The sequence below is a fragment of the Bacillus sp. J33 genome (assembly GCF_000518885.1).
In the GTDB taxonomy this organism is placed as follows: Bacteria; Bacillota; Bacilli; order Bacillales; family Cytobacillaceae; genus Cytobacillus.
The window spans coordinates 1-16882 of record NZ_JAEL01000078.1 but is presented as its reverse complement, the minus strand read 5'-3'; the positions used below and the strand labels follow the sequence as shown (position 1 = coordinate 16882).

Below are 16882 nucleotides of genomic sequence, written 5' to 3'. Positions count from 1 at the left end.
TTAAGGAGCATCATGCTCTCCTTCCTTTTTATTAATATAGAAATTTAAAAATATGAAATGAATGCCTTGAGGGCTTCCCAAAAGGATTTGGGGAGCCTTAATTCTAAGGGGGGACGGAAAATGTACGATGTTGTGGTTATCGGTGCAGGCCAAGCTGGCCTTGCCATGGGCTATTATCTGAAAAAGCAAAATGTATCTTTTTTGCTGCTGGATCAGGGGAGTGAAATTGGGGAGAGCTGGAGAAACAGATATGATTCATTAACCCTGTTTACACCTAGGATGTATAGTTCTCTCCCTGGATTATCATTAAAAGGAGAATCTAATCAATATCCTGGAAAAGATGAAATAAGCGATTATTTAGACCGATATGCCAAAGAGTTCTCGCTTCCAGTGAAACTTGATACATCGGTCACTAACCTAATAAAGGAAAGGGATGAGTTTGTCCTGGCCACCAATTATGGTGAATACCGTTGTAAAAACGTTATTGTAGCAACAGGTCCTTTCCAAAAACCGAATATTCCTGAATTCGCGAAACATTTATCGAAGGATGTACTTCAGCTGCATTCATCACAGTATAAAAATCCTGCTCAATTATCGGATGGTCCAACCCTTGTAGTAGGCGGCGGAAATTCTGGTGCACAAATTGCGGTTGAATTATCTCGTGATCGGGACGTTTATTTGTCTGTTGGGCATTCTCCAACATTTCTTCCTCAGGACTTTGGAAACAAAAGTATTTTTTGGTGGTTTGATAAACTCGGGTTACTAAAGGCAAATGTACATAGCAGGATCGGACAATTAATCAAAAATAGACCTGACCCTATATTTGGCTATGAACTTAAAACTCAGCTTAGGAAAGGAAGAATCAAGCAGAAACCAAAGGCCATATCTGCTATTCAGGATGCTATTCTTTTTGAGGACCATACCGAGGATATGGTTAAAAATGTAATTTGGTCGACGGGCTTTATATCAGATTACAGCTGGATATCGATTCCTTCCCTGCTGGATGAAAAAGGGCTGCCCAAACATAAAAGAGGTGTTACAGATGTTGATGGGCTATATTTTTTAGGACTCCCCTGGCAGTATAGAAGAGGTTCAGCGTTGCTTCAGGGTGTTGGAGCGGATGCTGAATATTTGGCTGTACAAATTGCAAATGAAAGCTAGTCTTTATATACCTCAGCACGAATACAATGTACAAACCTAATGTGTGGAGGCTTTTATGGCAGTGGCATTTGAAACAGGTTTGAGTATAATGGTCTTTATTTTTTTAGGAACGCTTGCAGGTGGTGCGGCTGTAACGGTTATTTGCAAGGGATTCAAGAAAAATGTTCTTTATCTTAACGTGTTTTGCGGAGGCATTTTAGCTGGAATATTGGGGTTTGACCTTGTCCCAGAATTAATGAGCAGCTATCATCCAATTGGAATTATGGCAGGAATGTCATTTGGCGTTTTTTTCATGATGTTGATGGACAGAATTTTACATTACTCGAAATACCCATCTAATCATCAATCTGATTCAGCTGCATTACTCTTTCTCGCTCTTCTGCTTCACAGCATACCTTCTGGATTAGCTCTGGGCTTGAATTTTCAGGTAGAACATTTTCAAGTAAATGCATTACTAATGGCAGTATTGTTCCATCATATCCCAGAAGGAATGGTTATGATGACTGCCGTTTTGTACGCTAAAAAGAAGATGAGAACTTTTTGGTTATTCTCTTTTTTGCTTGCTCTTGCAGTGGGTGGAAATACATTCTTGGGAATGATCATAGACCTTGATACACTAAAACTTCAAACCATGTTTATGGGAGCAGCTGTCGGAACACTGAGTTACGTCACTTTTTTTGAAATTATATGGAAAGAATTAAAAAATCACTTTGCGATTAACATGCTGACTGTGGCGTTGGCAGGAATAATATTTATAAAATTTTACCTTCTCCTTTTTCAAATAGATCATTAAACAAGGTTTTATGGTCTAAGGCTAACTCTTCAAAAGTTAGTCTTTTTTTAATGGTTGAAACCTTCTTTGATCATATTTAATCGTTTCATGGAAAATGATAATGGGAAAAGCGAAAGAAACACATAAAAATGAATTGAAAATTTGGAGAAAAAGGTTGATAATATATATGAACATATATTCATATATAGGAGGTAGAATAATGGGACACAATCATTCGCATGGACATGGCCATACCCATACAAGCAATAAAAAAGCACTCTTCATCTCTTTTTTATTGATTTCTTCTTTTATGATAGTAGAAGTTATTGGAGGGCTCATGACCAATAGTCTTGCTCTCCTGTCTGACGCAGGACACATGCTTAGTGATGCTGTTGCGTTAGGCTTGAGTTTTTTTGCGATAAAACTTGGAGAAAGAAAAGCCACAGAAAGTAAAACATACGGATTTCAGCGTTTTGAAATCATCGCTGCTGCCCTTAATGGAATCACTTTAATTGCCATATCCCTTTACATATTTGTAGAGGCTTACCGCAGATTTAATGACCCTCCCCAGGTTCAGAGTCTTGGAATGCTGACCATTTCAGTAATTGGGTTATTAGTCAACATAATTGCTGCATGGATTTTAATGAAAGGCGACAAGGAAGAAAATTTAAATGTTCGAAGTGCCTTTCTTCACGTTATTGGTGACATGCTAGGATCGATCGGAGCAATTATTGCAGCTTTAATGATTTATTTCTTTGGATGGGGCTTAGCGGACCCCATTGCAAGTGTGATTGTGGCTGTTTTAGTCTTAATTAGCGGGTGGAGAGTAACAAAGGATTCATTCCATGTATTAATGGAAGGTGTGCCTTTGCACATTGAAATCGATAAGGTGAAAAAATCATTATTAAATGTTTCAAACGTAAAAGAAGTTCATGACCTTCATATATGGTCTATCACATCTGGGGTACCTATGCTAAGCTGCCATATTTCCATTGATGTTGAAGGGAAACATGACTCCATACTTCATCAGGCCCAATCCATACTTCATGATGAGTTTGGAATTGAACATAGTACAATTCAAGTTGAACATAAAGAACAGGGCTGCCCAAGCCATCATGGTGTCTGTAATTAGAGATGGAGGGCATTATCCGTATTCAAATATCTTCCGACGAGTAGTTTAAGATGAAAAAAAATCATGGGAGCATGAAAACCCATGATTTTTTTCATTCATGATGCATAAAAGGAATAAAGATGGGCAGTTATGATCTTATTATAAATAAAATGGTGGTTAGCGTTTGTACCATGTTTTCAAATCTTTGCTATACTTCTATTTGTAACTTGATAAATCATGATTAGGAAGGATTACAATTGAATGAAAAAGAAAGTTCTATTTTGGTTTTGTCTTTTACTCATTATCCCTTCAATGGCAAGTGCTCACACAGAATTAAAATCTTCTGTCCCTGCATCGGGGCAAATAGTGACTGGGGACTTGAATGAAATTGTTTTAACTTTTGCAGGTGAAATTGAATCATTAAGTACCATGACTCTGGTGATGGATGGAAAAGAAGTTCCTCTTTCCACTGTTAAGCCTGAAGGAGATAAAATGATTGGCACGCTGTCTTCGGCACTTAATGAAGGTTCTTATACTATTCATTGGGAAATTGCTGGAGAAGACGGGCATCAGATTACTGGGGAAATCCCCTTTACTGTTCAACTCGAAGAAAAGGCAGAACAAAATACAGAAGCAACCGAGCCCGATTCTCAAAAAGAAGAGCCAAATGAACAGGCAACAGCTGCAGAAGAACCCTCATCGAATATGTTCATGAATATTCTTATTCCTGTGATATCCTTGCTGGTTTTAGGAGCTGGATTGTACTTGCTCTTTGGAAGGAAACGACATTAATATGAGTATCGTCGTTTCATTAGCTGAAATCGGAACCTATCTGTTATTCTCGATTTTAATTGGGCATGCCGCCCTTCAATTTGTGCCAGATGAAAAAAAGCCAAGAATTAACATATCCAAAAAAGTACTCCTTTTGGCGACTTTAGGCATTTATGTTTTTACCTTTGGCCCTGTAGCCCAGACGATATCCTATTTTAGTGATGGAGTGGGTCTAACTCTCGCCGCTTATTCGGTTCTGACAGATTTCCAGGTGGGAAGAGCGTGGATCTTTATTGGATTTATGTCAGTATTCCTGTGGATGACCCTGCTCTTCAATGGTTCAAAGTATCTGCAAATACTCTGGCTCCTTTTAATGGTATTGGCGATTGGATACTCCAGTCATGTGGCTTCGCTGGAATTCTGGCCAGGATTCATTTCTCATTCTATCCACTTTTTAATGGTGACACTATGGACAGGCATACTCATACATATCGCCTGGTTCTCAAATGACCAGGATAAATGGGGAAGTTTCCTGAGATGGTTCACACCCTTTGCGGTTATAAATTTGATTATCATTCTGATCAGCGGATTCACTCTTATGATTTATGTCGTTGAACCAAGGGATTATGTAGCGTCTTGGGTCCTTCCATACGGGCAAATGCTGCTGTTAAAACATATCAGCATTATCCCCTTGTTGACCTTTGCTTTTATAAATGGTGTATTATCCAAAAAGGCATTGAAAGTTCCATCTTTTGATCCTCGCCCATGGATTAAAGGCGAGAGTATGATCATTTTGATTGCTTTTTACTTTACAAGTGTTCTGGGGACTCTATCCCCTCCCCACGAAGTTGAATTTACGGTCCAGTCTGAAGGAGCTTCGAAATGGGTTGAATGGCTTGCAGGAAAAGATATTTTAACTGTTATGAATATCCATTTTTCACCACATTTTCTATCTTTATTTTTGATATTCATTTCGATCCTTTTTCTGTCTTTAATATGGATTAGTTTAAAAAAAGTAAAGCCTGCGACAGCCATTCTTTTCGCACTCAGCTTTATATTTGCATTATATTTCGGATTGATGATGTCATTATCCGTCTGAAATCCAAGTTCCTTTTCACAAAAAAACAGCATCGGCTCATTCTGATGCTGTTTTTTCATTATGTATTAAATAAACCGTTTAGATAGATGTAATATAGCTGTACCATCTAAATGATCATCGGTATAGAATTGATGGATAAAATCGCCGTCTAATGTAACAAAATAATTTGCACGATATTGTTTTGCAAGAGCTAAATGCAAGGAGTCTTTAATCTCTAACTGCAGCTCCCTCATAAAATCTTGTGCGATATAAAAAGTCTCTTCATCAGAAGGCACATGCTTGATTTGAATATCAAACAATTCATTTAAGCTGGAACATAATAAATTAAAGCGATTTACAACAGACTCATAGTAATAATTTAATGAATCTCTGTCTTTATATCTTTCTTTATAAAGTTTTATTGTTTCTTTAATGGGGATATGTACCTCCACTGATTTCTGCATCATTTTCAATAAACGAGAATCTACGAGTTCCATTAGTTTTTTTGCTACGAAAGGATTCCCTAATAACTCTTCTTCTGCTGCTTTTAACTGATGGTTCAGCTTGAATTTACGATAAGCTATATAAATAACGTTATAGATATTCCCCAAATATAAATGATGGATAACTTCTGAGACAACATGGTTACTGATAATAAGGCAATCAATATTTTCCCTTTGCATTTTCTGTAATGCCCTTTCAACCAATTCTCCTTCATCATCTCCGCTTTCATCAAGAAAGGCCAATAAAAAACAAGCATCTATATAAAAAGATGCCTGTTGGAAGGAACCAACTTCAAAGTCATCTATACGAATCACATTCGGTCTCATTGCTGTCCTCTTTTATATAAACTAAGAAGAGAATGCCCAGGTGCAGTTTTAATGGCAAGCATTTTTCGAAGTTCAGAAATGGATTGTGGTTTTTGATTAGTCGAGTTTTCATCTTTTACTTTAGTAGGAGCTATTTGTACAGTTGACATATCCATCACTCCAAATGATTTATTTGCCTTATTATACCTAAAAATGGAATACTTGTCCATAACCTTCCCTCACCCCCAATTGTTTTATTTATACAATTTATAGTTTAATGAACAAAAAAAGAACTCCTTATACATATTCCCTTTAAAGAAAAAGTGTAACCATCTGCTTTTGAACAATGGTGAAGACACAATATTGGAAGTTTATGATTGGCAGAAGGCAGAACGGTTAATATCAGTCCAAGGTGAAGCAGGAGCTTGTAACTTTAGTGCGGTCTCAGATTCTCTTAATTGGCCATTTGGAGTCTCTCCAATGTTACAATTAAAAACCAGAGGGAGTGTAGGGTCTATACGCCATGGATATAATGGAGAGAATGGAGGTAAAATAATATGTTGGAAAATTTGGGGCAGCGAATCCGTCTGCTGAGGAAACAAAAAGGGATTTCGCTAAACGTCTTCGCAAAAGAATTAGGGGTATCATCGGGCTATTTAAGCGGGCTTGAAACTGGCAAAACAGAGAATATACCGCTAAAAGTCCTGGAGAAACTTCAGGAAGAACTGGCGATCTTGCCAATGGAAACGGACGATAATGAAATATCTCATCGGTTTGCAGCCATTCGGCAACATTATGATAAGCTGCTGGAAAAGGACCCTGAGGCAGCCAACTATCTCCTTTCGACATTTGAAAACGGAGTCCGTTTTTTTTTATTGGGATCCAAAGAAGAGCAATAAATTCTTATTCCTGTTGTATGCAGGCTTTCTGGAGGAGGGCAGAGGAAAAATATATATAGGGAATTGTTATATATTTCTAAAATAGTGAATAAATAAGTTTTAATGGGGGTCAAGGGGAGAATGATATATATGTTGAATAACCAAGTAGATACTATCGTACGGAGCTAATAGAGGTAATATCCGCTGGCTCGATTTAGAAAAGAATCTTTCATTTGAAAAACAAGTTGAACAAATGCTTATTTTGGCGTGCCAAAAACCAAGTTTCACAACAGTAAATGTGCTTAGAGGGCTATAAAAAATAGACCTAATTCGGAAGGTCTATTTATCTTTAGTTTCGTTATCATCTTCAATAAAATCTTTGAATATTTCGTCAAAATCATTATTTTCCCCGTCAAACAAAAACCCATAGGCATTATTTTTACCCAATACTATCCCATTTTCATTAGCATTCTTTTGTTCGTTTTGAAATTCCATATTTGATGCCATTCGAACCAGCTTAAAGTTTAGTTCAGAATAGGTGAGGTATATTTTTGTATATTTTTCTTTTTCTAAGCTCCAGGGACCGTTTTCTAACGACTCTTCCATATCTACTAAATTTTGATTTAATAATCCAGTTAATTGCAGTATTTCTTCTTTTGTTAAGTGTTCCAATTGCATCACCCTTTTTAGAAGTTTATTATAGACTTATTTTACATTAAAATTTCAAAACCTCGTTAAAAACAACAATCTTTACGAAAACAGCCTAAATATATAATGAATCGGCAAATAACATGGTGTTTGGTAAGTTCACTTTAATGGGTAATTTAATGATAGGAGGATGAGATTATGAAGAATTTAAAAACAGAGTCTTTAAAATTTATAATTGAGGAAAGAATTCGTTACAAACGATCTTTGGTTTTCGGAGAGTTAGTCCGTTTAACGTTAATTCCTAATAAGCCAATCCCCCCTGCGACACATGGCACTGTTCGGTTAAAAGGCAAACAAAATTGATCTATTGCAATTAATTGATGGGGATTTGTATGACTTATATACTTGTGTCTTCTTTATACATAAAAAAACCAGCCTAAAGGCCAGTTCAAATCATGTTTAATGCCACTCTGTTTTTGTATGCAGGCTTCCCAAGATGGGTAACGGGAACTCCAGCTTGAATCAACTCGTTTAAGCGTGCAATTCCCTTATCGCGTTTGATAATGGTTTCCTCATGGTGGGTGCCGTTAAGGGTGTAATTTATTTTCAGATTGACGAACCCGCCAATTTTGCACCATTCAGCAACTGCCTTTCCATTTGAGATAATAGATTGGTTTCGTGCGGCCTTGGTTCTTTTTCTATCAAGATGATATGACTCCCCGAACTTCCTTGCAGAAACATCGTTTGGTTCTCCAAATTCCTTTATCTCTATACCGTTGTTTCTGAAATCCTCATACAATGTAGCAGCTAGATCCAAGAACCCGATTGAATGACTGAAATCCTGATTTCCAATTCGGTATTCATAACGGAGGCTGGATAAATAGCCGCTTTTTTTCCAATGCAATTCCACCTTTCCATTTTCCTTTATTGCTTTCATCTTTTCATCGCTTTCTTTTTTCCTTTTTTCGAGATATTCTTCATCGATTATCTCAATGGACTTCCACAGGATGTCATGATGGCCTGCACCTGGAAAATAGACTTTTACGAAGCAATCATTGATTGTTTTCAGATGTGTAGTATGTCCAACAGCCCCATTTGTTAGCTGAGGATGGTATCTGGTCAAGTCGTGTTTCAATTGTACTTTGATCCCCATATTGCACACTCCCTTTGTATGGTTTATCTCGATGTATTAGCGGGAAAAGAGTCTGTCCATTGCTTTTTATAATAGTAATCGAGATTTTCAATATGGGATAAAAAAAGACAAAAAAAATCATCCTCAAGGGATGAGAGCAGCACTTAATTCCATTTTTACAGGGGGATCTTTTCCTTCGGCTTCCTGTACTTTTAACTTCTTCTCTTTTGCTTTTTCCAAGAGTTCATTGAATCTCCCAGCGACAAGATGGACAAACCTTAACGTAACTTTTCCTGTCTCTGGGCATCTGAATCCGTTTTCCACCTTGATTTCGGACTTCATAGTGTCGGAATCATCAAAGTATGTGTGGTAAATTGCCCGTAATTCTGGATCCATTTTCTCAGCATCGCTTCTCTTGATTTTGTTTTCTTTATACAGTAAATCCAGAAACTCCTCGAACGTTTTTTCCTTATGGATGTCTTTCACTGTCCTCGATTTGTTTTTTGCTGGTGACCGCTCTGCCGTTTGCAGGGGTTCCAATGACCCTTTTATACTCTGAATGATCGAATCAGCCAGGTTTTTGTTTATTTCGTGCATTGAATTCTTAATTTCCTCGCGAATTTCAGCGAATAAAGGCAGCAGCTCCGTCTTTACTTCTTTATCAGTTTTGACTGAATCCTCAAATATTGCGTTTAATCCATGTATCGATTCTTTAATCTCCTTGAGCTGGCCATCAATCATATCGATTCTATCGATTACCTGGGAGAATGCATTCTCCATCATGTTTTTTAATGCAGATGTCAATTCTGCCTCTCTGAACACTTCTTCATGTTCCAATTTCATCTCGTTTTCCTGGGCAGGGGGTTCATCCTTTGTCTTGGCCGCCTTTCCAATTGAAGGGGATGGTCCTATTTCTCCCGACATTCGGCTAGGAGGCTCTCTCTTCGGAACCAATTCGCCGTCTATGAATTGGTCGTAGATTTCCATCACTTCGCCTATCATCGGCATTTCTTCATCCATAAACTCATATAAATCGCTTTCCTTGATTTTGTAGCCGTCTTTTCTGGATGCCTTTTCCGCATAAAGCCTTCCTTCCCGAATATATCGGGAAACTGATTGGGGGGTTGCCGTAATATAATGCCGCTTTAAAATTCTGATGGCCTCATGAACATTAAGAATTCGCTCCACACACTTCACCATCCATTACATGTTTGTAAAAGTATATTTGAAATAACTCCAGATAATGAGTGGAACAAGCCAGTATATTTAAAGACTTTTAATGTTAAACGAGTAATATTAGGAATCTAATAATGAATTTGTAATAATACCTTTGTAAAGTTATTCGTTTAACATTAACCGATTAACTTTTAATGGTTAATGTTAAAAGCAAAAATAAAAACCGAGAAATTTAGTGTCGGATTATGAAAAACCGAGAAACCATTTCAGGAAGTTTGTCAGGGTATGTAAGAAGTCGTCAAAACCTTGTTGCTTGTACAATTGAGAATTATTTGTCTCGGTGAAAGTGAAAATAGGGATCCCTTTTTTCACTTTCACCGAGATTGATAAACAGCTTGTCCAAAAAACCGAGAAATAAGGATTTGGGAAAACCTCATTCGTTTTAAAAAATTCCATAAGATTGATTTTTTTATAGGGTCCTAAAAAATCAATTTGCACTATAAATGTCAGTGTCGAATATTGTTCTATTAGTTGTTCTGCTTTCCCAACTTGTCCAAACTAATAAGGTCCACACTTTTATTGTAATAGCATTTTGTAAGTCATTGGAAAAAAGAAAGGAATTATGTAAACAAAAAATGAGCAGACCGCATAGCCTGCTCATTTCGCCAACCCCCAGAGGTTCAAATGGTCTGGGGGAAGTGTTTTAACTTTTAGGTGTACCTTATTATCAGAAGTAATCAAGCAACTTTCTACCATCATCAGAGCCAGGCTCCTGATTTCAGCACTGGATAGACTCTGCCATTCTCCTGAACCGAAAAATCCTTCAACCTTTTCCACTATTACCGAATCATTCGATAAGATATCCTTGAGCCTTTCCAGCAATGTCTCATGGTTCTTAAGCAGCTCCCTAAACCGCTTCACTTTATCCTCACTATCCGATTTGGATACTAAATAGGCGAGCAGCTTATTATTTTCGGATTCATAAAGCAACCGATCGGAAAGCCCTTCTTTTATCTCATACCCTTCAATTAAGCTAAGGTTGTTCTCTTCTCTTTGAAGTTTCTTCTTGTAGCTTGCAACAAGTTCCTCCTGGTTCCTAATTTCATCTGAAATTAACTGCTTCATTTCTCCTTCCACCAAATCCTTTCGTGAAGGCAGCTTAAATACCGTATCCAACACTAGATCATGCAACTTATCAGCAGGAACTTTCCTTTTACACATCTGATTGCTGCAAATATAGTATCTGTCCCCGTAAATTTTTCCGCGGCCGTTGATATTTGTCCTTTGATCCTTCCCGATAAAATACTCACCGCATTGGCAGACAGCCAAGTCACTCAGGTAAAAGGATGTGGACAGATATCTTGGCTTCTTCACTCGCAATGAGGTGTACTTGTGCCAGCAGTACCACCAGTCTTCATATTTTACAATTTGTTCCACTCCTGTTATCGGGGGCTTTATCCACCTCCAATCAGAGATGGGTGTAAATATACGTTTTCCGTCAGCAACCGTATAGCGATTGTAAACCATGAATCCCGTATAAATTGGATTCGTGATAATTCCTTTTACCTTGGATGCATTCCATTTTTCAGAAGGAGAATCAATAGCAAGCATCTTTGCGATGCCTGAAAAGGTTTCGCTTTTCTTAAAAAGACTGAAAATGATTCTTACCTTTTCCATTTGTTCAGGAATGGGCAGGAAGAATACCTTCTCTGTCTGCTTTTCCCTTACAGTCTTATATCCATAAGGCGGTTGTCCACCAATATACTCGTCCCTTTCCTTCATTGACTTCATGGCTGCCTTTGTCCTGGCGGAGATATTGTCGGATTCCATTTTGGTAAGTGCGTCTTCAATGAGATTCCGAATAAAATCTTCAGAATCATAAAACTCGCTCCGCGAAGCTATGACAACAGGGACACCAAGCCTATTTAACTCTTCCCTCAATTTGAAGTGTTCATCGGTCTGCCTGGACAATCGGTCTCTGTCGGAGACCACGACAGCATCAAATTCCTTTTTCTCCAAGGCAATAAGTAACTGCAGAAAATCGTCGCGATCCGTATATGACTTGGAATAGGCTGACTTGGTATCTGTAAAATCCTTGGACCGATTCTTTTGGTACCTGCTCAGGAATTGGTCTACTTTCTCTGTTTGTTGCCCATTCTCCACTTCCTGCTTTTCTGTTGAAACACGTCCATAAAACGCAATCCGCTGTGCTTCGGAAAGTACCTCTTCAACTGTTTTCTTTTTCCCTTTTTTACTCATTTTTCGCCTCCAATATCTCATAGCAGTATAAGTTGGAAGGCTTCTTATAAAAAGACACCTTTTTCACCAGTGAGAATAAGTGCTGCTTTTCAATTCTCGTCAGTTTATCTATATGGACCCTTTCAAGTGTTTTTTCTTTGTCGAGAATAAGAATAAAGTTATGAATATGAAAGTACAGAGATTCCAGCATTTCATTTTCCTTTGCTGTCTTTTTGTACTGGTCAATCCATGAAGAAAGCCTCTTTTCACTGTCCTGTTCCGTATATAGAACAAATTCCTGAAACTCTTGCTTTATCCTCTCTTCAAGTACGGTCAGTTCCTTTGCCTTTGTCTCGGCCAGGCGTTTGAATGGAGCTGCATACTTACGATTCAGGTTATGGATCAGTTTTTTCCAATCTTTGCTTCCCAGTTCCAAAAGATGAGTGACCAGCTTCTCAAGGACTTCATGTTCAACCTGTTTCACTTTTGGAGAGTTCTTACAGTTCTCAGTTTGGCATTTATACACTTTTTTCTTTGCTGCAAGGGGTTGTTCACATTTGCCGCAATACAAAACCCCATCCAGCAAAGGGTCTGCTTCAATAGATATATCCTCAGGTTCTGTTTCTTTTGTTATATGAGGAGGGACATCAAGCTGCCTGAACACACGGTTTGCCTTTTCCCAAAGTTCATCGCTCACTATTCTCAGGTTTTGGGTAATCTCATTGTCGGTAGTATACTCTTCACCGTCCAGCTTCTGAAACAAAATTCCCTTATGAAGAGGCTGTACAATAATTCTCCAAATCTGTTCATTCTTTAACTCTTTAAATAAATCGTTTTGCCTGATGGCCCTGCAGACTTGGTAAAAGTCTCCCGAAGCCAGAAGACTGGATGGCAACTTATCGACTTCCTTGTATAAAGACTCAACTAGGGCTGCCTTTTCTGGGACAATGAGCAGCTTGCCGTTTGGTTCCTTTCCCTGTTTTACATATAAATCTTCTTGGCTATCTTCCTCACTGTCTTCTTTCTTTTTATTTATGCTTTCATAAGCAAATGGAACGCGTCCAACTTGCCAGTATCCTTTTCTTATCAAGGGTATCTTTGATAAAATCAGCCTCCGAACAATGTTGTTTGCCTCATGTTCCGAAATTCCTGCCATAATAGCCTCGATAAACTCAGATGTCGCACCATGAAAAGGGGGCGGTTCGTTTTCGGCAGTAAAATGTAGCTCAACCTGGTGATTTTTAATAAGGCGATAGATTTCGATATACTGCTGAACATTCCTTGCCAGACGGTCTCGCTTGAAGACAATGATTCTCGCAATTTTATTTTCCCTGATATCTGACAACAGTCGGTTCAGCTCAGGACGCTCAGCAATTTCTGTCTTTCGTGCTGAGCACATCCCTTCGTTATAAATCTCGTGGATCATCCAATCATTCTTTCTTGCGTACTCCATGGCAATGTCTATTTGCATAGTAAGTGATTGAGGCTGTTTATCAGAGTCTAAAGACTTTCTTAAGTAAATGATGGTCTTCTTCACAGACTTTTTCTCCCTCCTTCACCAGTTCCGACTTTATTTCATGGTAGATCAGGCTCGCTAAAACGCTTGCCCAATCACGTCCAAAACCTTCCTCAAAAACGAATTCCAATTTTCCAATCCCAAGTTCCGTTCTTTTCTTCATGTTATTCCTCCATTCACAAAACTGGCTGCATTTGTATTATGTGTAAGTGAATAAAGTTTATTCATAAAGGTGAACAATACGTTCATAAACATGAACAAGAAACCGAAACAAAGGCATTATTTGCTTCTATCTTCCTTTGGAGAACTCCACTCCCAAGCGATAGCCTCATCAGGAAGCTGGGTGGATAGGTAATCCTTTATGACTGTTTCTGAGACAGTCCGTCTCCAGACAGAAAGACGGCTCAGAAGTTCATCAAACTCTTCAGATGGCAAGTCCTTTATGGAATCGACAACCTGATTATTAAACGAAAATTTCACTTTGCCCTTAACACTATCCATGATCATTCCCCCTTGGTACAACTTATGCAGGAAAAAGGGGTGGACAACCCTTCGGGACTAATAGAAATTTCTTTCCCAACATATACATGGACAAAGGGATACAGGAGGTAAAGAAATGGCCAAGGAACAAAACGTCTTGGATATGAGAAGTGTGGCAATTTACTGCCGTGTATCCACAGATGAACAGGCACGAGAGGGACTCTCTTTAAATGAACAACAGCATCGGCTGGAATCCTATTGTGCTGCAATGGGATGGAAGGGGGATATCCGCCTCTTCATCGATGACGGGTACTCAGCAAAGGATTTAAATCGTCCGCAGTTGACTCTGCTTTTGGAAAGTGTGCGAAACAATGAAATTTCGAAAATTATCGTAACGAAACTAGACCGTTTAAGCAGAAGGCTTTTAAACCTTCTTGAATTGATCGATGAGTTTCAGACTCACACTGTCTCCTTCATTTCCATCAGTGAAAGTTTTGATACCAACACACCGTCTGGACGTCTTACCCTTCAGGTATTGGGTGCGGTGGCTGAATTCGAGAGGGAAAGGATCAGAGAACGTGTCGTCGATAACATGTTCCATGCAGCGAATCAAGGGAAGTGGCTTACCTCTGCTCCTTACGGATATGAACTCATCGAAAAAAAATTGGTGGTTCACACAGAACAAGCAAAGGTAGTAAAGAGAATCTTTAATATGTACCTATATGACAATATGGGATACCTGACTATCGCAAGAACATTGAATGAGGAGGGAATTCCTTCACCATCAGGAAAGGAGTGGTGGAACCGAACCATTAAGCTCCTCCTGACAAATCCAGTGTATAAAGGGACAACGGTTTGGAACAGGAGAAGCGGAAGCATTGAAAAGCGGCCAGAGAAGGACCTTGAGGAATGGGTGATTCAGGAACAGACACACGAGGCCATCATCCCGCAAGAAACATGGGACAGGGTACAGGAGAGAATTGGTCAAAAGTCACTGCCTTCAAGAGCCCAATCAAGCCCCCATCTTCTCAGCGGGCTATTAAAATGTCCGAAGTGCGGGTCTGGCATGAGCGTCAGTACGTCTGGCTCAAGGAAAAATCCATACAAAGCATACCGTTGTTCTGCTCATAAAAATAAGGGGGGATGCACAGGAAAACAATACAAAGTGGAAGAAATGCATGCATTGTTTAAAAAGGGATTAGAGGATTTATTAACTCACCTTCCTGTCGAAACGATTAAGGTTAAACGCGGACCCGCCTCAAACAACCAAGCTGCTGTTAACCAGCAGAAAATTCATACCGCAAAAAAACGTTATGAACGTAAGGTTGAGGCTTTTACGGCTGGCCTCATATCGTTGGAGGATCTCAAAATCGAGAAGGAACGGCTTGATACATTGGAACAGGTTGCTGGGAGCAGAGAGAAGGAAAAGGATACAAGCGAGATTGAAGCAGAACTGAAAAGGCTGATTCAAGACATCCTAAAAGGGATTGACACTCTTTCAACAGATAGGACAAAAGCATTTTTATCCAATTTAATTGAAAAGGTGGTCCCGATGGATGAAAAAGATATTCTAATTGTTTTGAAATAAGGTCAAGACCCAGATGAAAATAAATCTGGGTTTTTTAATTAAAAATGAATACCAACTTAAGGAAAATATGTCATAATAAGAAAGACCTAGATGAAAGGAGAATATTTGCAAGATGAGCAGCGACCATCAAGAACTCTTGAAAGTAATTGCAGAAAAACCCCAACTAAAGGAGCTCTTTCTCAAAGTGGGCGAAGACCAACAGCTCATTCGTCTGCTTCAGGAACTGGCCACCGTAACGGATGATCATCGTCCTTTGAACGGAAAAGTGACGAGAAGAGATATCCTCGATAGAACAGAAAGATTTATTCAATGTTCAAAGAAACCAGATGAAGTAGACGATACAGACAATGAGGGTCAGCCAAAAGAACCGACGGTGTTTGTGCCTCCGCTGGCGAAGGGACAGTTGATTAAAGCCAAATTTTCGGCAGTAGGAAGCGAACTTGACAAGGAACACTTTGCCATCGTATGGGACGTACTCCCGAATAGGGATTCCGTTCAAATCATTCCCACCGAAAGCATGAAAAATAAGATCAGGGAAACAAAACACCGCTTCAACATCGGTAAAGTTCGCCCTTTGACTGTTCATACAGCTGTGCTTTTGGAGCAAATGACTTGTATAAGCCGCAAGAGAATTGTCCAGACTGAATTTACCAGAAAGAATATTCCTGCTTACCTTTCTGAGCCACAAGTGAAGAGGATCGAAGAAGGTTTTCGTGTCATGCTGCTGAATGAGGAATCTCTATTGGAGCATATGCTAAATAACAACTTCAAGTTCATTCCGCAATTTGGGAACGCGGACAAACAATTATCCCATCTATTAAGACCGTTGGCTTCAAAAAAATATGATAAAAAAGTGCTCAAGTACACATTGCATAATGACCCTTCTGAATATGAGCTTACATGGGTGAAAACATCTATGGGACGAGCCGCAAGAACTTGGGCCATCCGAAGCCTCGCCAATGTCATTGATACCGAAGCAAAAAGCCGTGATAAAATGCGAGGAGAACTCTACGAAAAAATGCATGAAACAGTGATTTAAAACGAGATTTAAAACGTTCACAGTTTTTTGTTGCATTATTTGCCAATTTGTACTATATTAGTAATAGAAACAAACCTACACGTCGGGGTAATCCTGACAAAGTGCAATACTACATACCTAAACGCTCGGGAATCGGGCACACAAAAAAGCCTCCTTTTCTACAAAAGGAGGCTTTGTTCATGTTCATGCTGGAAATCTAAATAATAATTCATTCTTTTTTTACAGCAAGGACAAAGCTCATCCTTGCCATTGAAGTTCAATTCGTAAACAGCCTCTCTTGCGGCTTCGGAGGATATTGCCTCCAGAACCCGCGTTACGGATCGGTTTTTGCATTGTTTATCGGAACAAAATAAAGCGATGAAGTATTTCATACTCGCTCCTCCTCATGATTCTTATACCCCTACCTTCTTGTTTTATGCAGTTATTTATTAAAAATTCCTTTATTAACAAGAGTATTGAAATCCTTTGGAGAAGGAAGCCCAGCC

19 protein-coding genes are annotated in these 16882 nt (G+C 38.9%); 9 read left to right on the top strand and 10 right to left on the bottom strand.

Annotated features, from left to right (window positions below; translation table 11 throughout):
• The first annotated feature begins 120 nt into the window (after positions 1-120).
• The 5 genes from L634_RS0120130 to L634_RS0120110 all read left to right on the top strand — a co-directional run bounded on the left by L634_RS0120130 (position 121) and on the right by L634_RS0120110 (position 4914).
• Positions 121-1161 carry a flavin-containing monooxygenase gene (locus tag L634_RS0120130; protein WP_026583996.1) on the top strand — a complete coding sequence of 347 codons (1041 nt, stop codon included), beginning with the start codon at positions 121-123 and terminating at the stop codon, positions 1159-1161.
• 61 nt (positions 1162-1222) lie between these two features.
• On the top strand, positions 1223-1954 hold the full coding sequence (locus L634_RS0120125; RefSeq protein ID WP_198029804.1) for a ZIP family metal transporter: 732 nt from the start codon (positions 1223-1225) through the stop codon (positions 1952-1954).
• Positions 1955-2153: 199 nt separating this feature from the next.
• The gene (locus L634_RS0120120; RefSeq protein ID WP_026583994.1) at positions 2154-3065 is read left to right on the top strand and encodes a cation diffusion facilitator family transporter; all 912 of its coding nucleotides are present in this window, start codon (positions 2154-2156) and stop codon (positions 3063-3065) included.
• A gap of 240 nt (positions 3066-3305) precedes the next feature.
• Positions 3306-3836, top strand: a complete 531-nt coding sequence (locus L634_RS0120115; RefSeq protein ID WP_026583993.1) for a copper resistance CopC family protein — start codon at positions 3306-3308, stop codon at positions 3834-3836.
• A 1-nt stretch (position 3837) separates the two neighbouring features.
• Entirely contained in the window at positions 3838-4914 is a 1077-nt protein-coding gene (locus L634_RS0120110; protein ID WP_026583992.1) for a copper resistance D family protein, read from the top strand.
• Between the two features lie 65 nt (positions 4915-4979).
• On the opposite strand, the gene L634_RS34410 is transcribed toward L634_RS0120110, so the two are convergent.
• Both L634_RS34410 and L634_RS0120100 read right to left on the bottom strand, forming a co-directional pair.
• Positions 4980-5723: a type II toxin-antitoxin system VapC family toxin gene (locus tag L634_RS34410; protein ID WP_034262956.1), complete on the bottom strand. Its 744-nt coding sequence runs from the start codon at positions 5721-5723 to the stop codon at positions 4980-4982.
• A complete protein-coding gene (locus L634_RS0120100) occupies positions 5720-5932 on the bottom strand; it encodes a hypothetical protein (RefSeq protein ID WP_026583991.1) in 213 nt (70 codons plus the stop codon). Before L634_RS0120100 ends, L634_RS34410 begins: the two co-directional genes overlap by 4 nt.
• Before the next feature lie 327 nt (positions 5933-6259).
• Between L634_RS0120100 and L634_RS0120095 the strand changes: the two genes are divergently transcribed.
• The gene (locus L634_RS0120095; protein WP_026583990.1) at positions 6260-6601 is read left to right on the top strand and encodes a helix-turn-helix domain-containing protein; all 342 of its coding nucleotides are present in this window, start codon (positions 6260-6262) and stop codon (positions 6599-6601) included.
• A gap of 318 nt (positions 6602-6919) precedes the next feature.
• On the opposite strand, the gene L634_RS0120090 is transcribed toward L634_RS0120095, so the two are convergent.
• Positions 6920-7252: a hypothetical protein gene (locus L634_RS0120090; protein ID WP_026583989.1), complete on the bottom strand. Its 333-nt coding sequence runs from the start codon at positions 7250-7252 to the stop codon at positions 6920-6922.
• A 174-nt stretch (positions 7253-7426) separates the two neighbouring features.
• On the opposite strand from L634_RS0120090, the gene L634_RS33515 reads away from it, so the two are divergent.
• Positions 7427-7591, top strand: coding sequence for a hypothetical protein (locus L634_RS33515; protein ID WP_157452429.1), 165 nt, complete (start codon positions 7427-7429; stop codon positions 7589-7591).
• Positions 7592-7676: 85 nt separating this feature from the next.
• On the opposite strand, the gene L634_RS0120080 is transcribed toward L634_RS33515, so the two are convergent.
• The 6 genes from L634_RS0120080 to L634_RS0120055 all read right to left on the bottom strand — a co-directional run bounded on the left by L634_RS0120080 (position 7677) and on the right by L634_RS0120055 (position 13791).
• Complete coding sequence (locus L634_RS0120080) at positions 7677-8381, bottom strand: hypothetical protein (protein ID WP_026583988.1); 705 nt, start codon at positions 8379-8381, stop codon at positions 7677-7679.
• A 123-nt stretch (positions 8382-8504) separates the two neighbouring features.
• The gene (locus L634_RS0120075; RefSeq protein WP_026583987.1) at positions 8505-9548 is read right to left on the bottom strand and encodes a helix-turn-helix domain-containing protein; all 1044 of its coding nucleotides are present in this window, start codon (positions 9546-9548) and stop codon (positions 8505-8507) included.
• 645 nt (positions 9549-10193) lie between these two features.
• Entirely contained in the window at positions 10194-11795 is a 1602-nt protein-coding gene (locus L634_RS0120070) for a recombinase family protein (RefSeq protein WP_026583986.1), read from the bottom strand.
• Complete coding sequence (locus tag L634_RS0120065; protein WP_026583985.1) at positions 11788-13311, bottom strand: recombinase family protein; 1524 nt, start codon at positions 13309-13311, stop codon at positions 11788-11790. The genes L634_RS0120070 and L634_RS0120065 overlap by 8 nt, the downstream gene beginning before the upstream one ends.
• Complete coding sequence (locus tag L634_RS0120060) at positions 13268-13453, bottom strand: hypothetical protein (RefSeq protein ID WP_026583984.1); 186 nt, start codon at positions 13451-13453, stop codon at positions 13268-13270. The genes L634_RS0120065 and L634_RS0120060 overlap by 44 nt, the downstream gene beginning before the upstream one ends.
• A gap of 116 nt (positions 13454-13569) precedes the next feature.
• Positions 13570-13791, bottom strand: coding sequence for a hypothetical protein (locus L634_RS0120055; RefSeq protein ID WP_026583983.1), 222 nt, complete (start codon positions 13789-13791; stop codon positions 13570-13572).
• A gap of 115 nt (positions 13792-13906) precedes the next feature.
• Between L634_RS0120055 and L634_RS0120050 the strand changes: the two genes are divergently transcribed.
• Together L634_RS0120050 and L634_RS0120045 are read left to right on the top strand one after the other, a co-directional pair.
• Complete coding sequence (locus L634_RS0120050; RefSeq protein ID WP_026583982.1) at positions 13907-15358, top strand: recombinase family protein; 1452 nt, start codon at positions 13907-13909, stop codon at positions 15356-15358.
• A 112-nt stretch (positions 15359-15470) separates the two neighbouring features.
• Positions 15471-16397 carry a hypothetical protein gene (locus L634_RS0120045; RefSeq protein WP_026583981.1) on the top strand — a complete coding sequence of 309 codons (927 nt, stop codon included), beginning with the start codon at positions 15471-15473 and terminating at the stop codon, positions 16395-16397.
• 158 nt (positions 16398-16555) lie between these two features.
• Here L634_RS0120045 and L634_RS0120040 read toward each other — a convergent pair whose 3' ends face one another.
• Positions 16556-16768, bottom strand: coding sequence for a hypothetical protein (locus L634_RS0120040; RefSeq protein ID WP_026583980.1), 213 nt, complete (start codon positions 16766-16768; stop codon positions 16556-16558).
• Positions 16769-16882 lie beyond the last annotated feature (114 nt).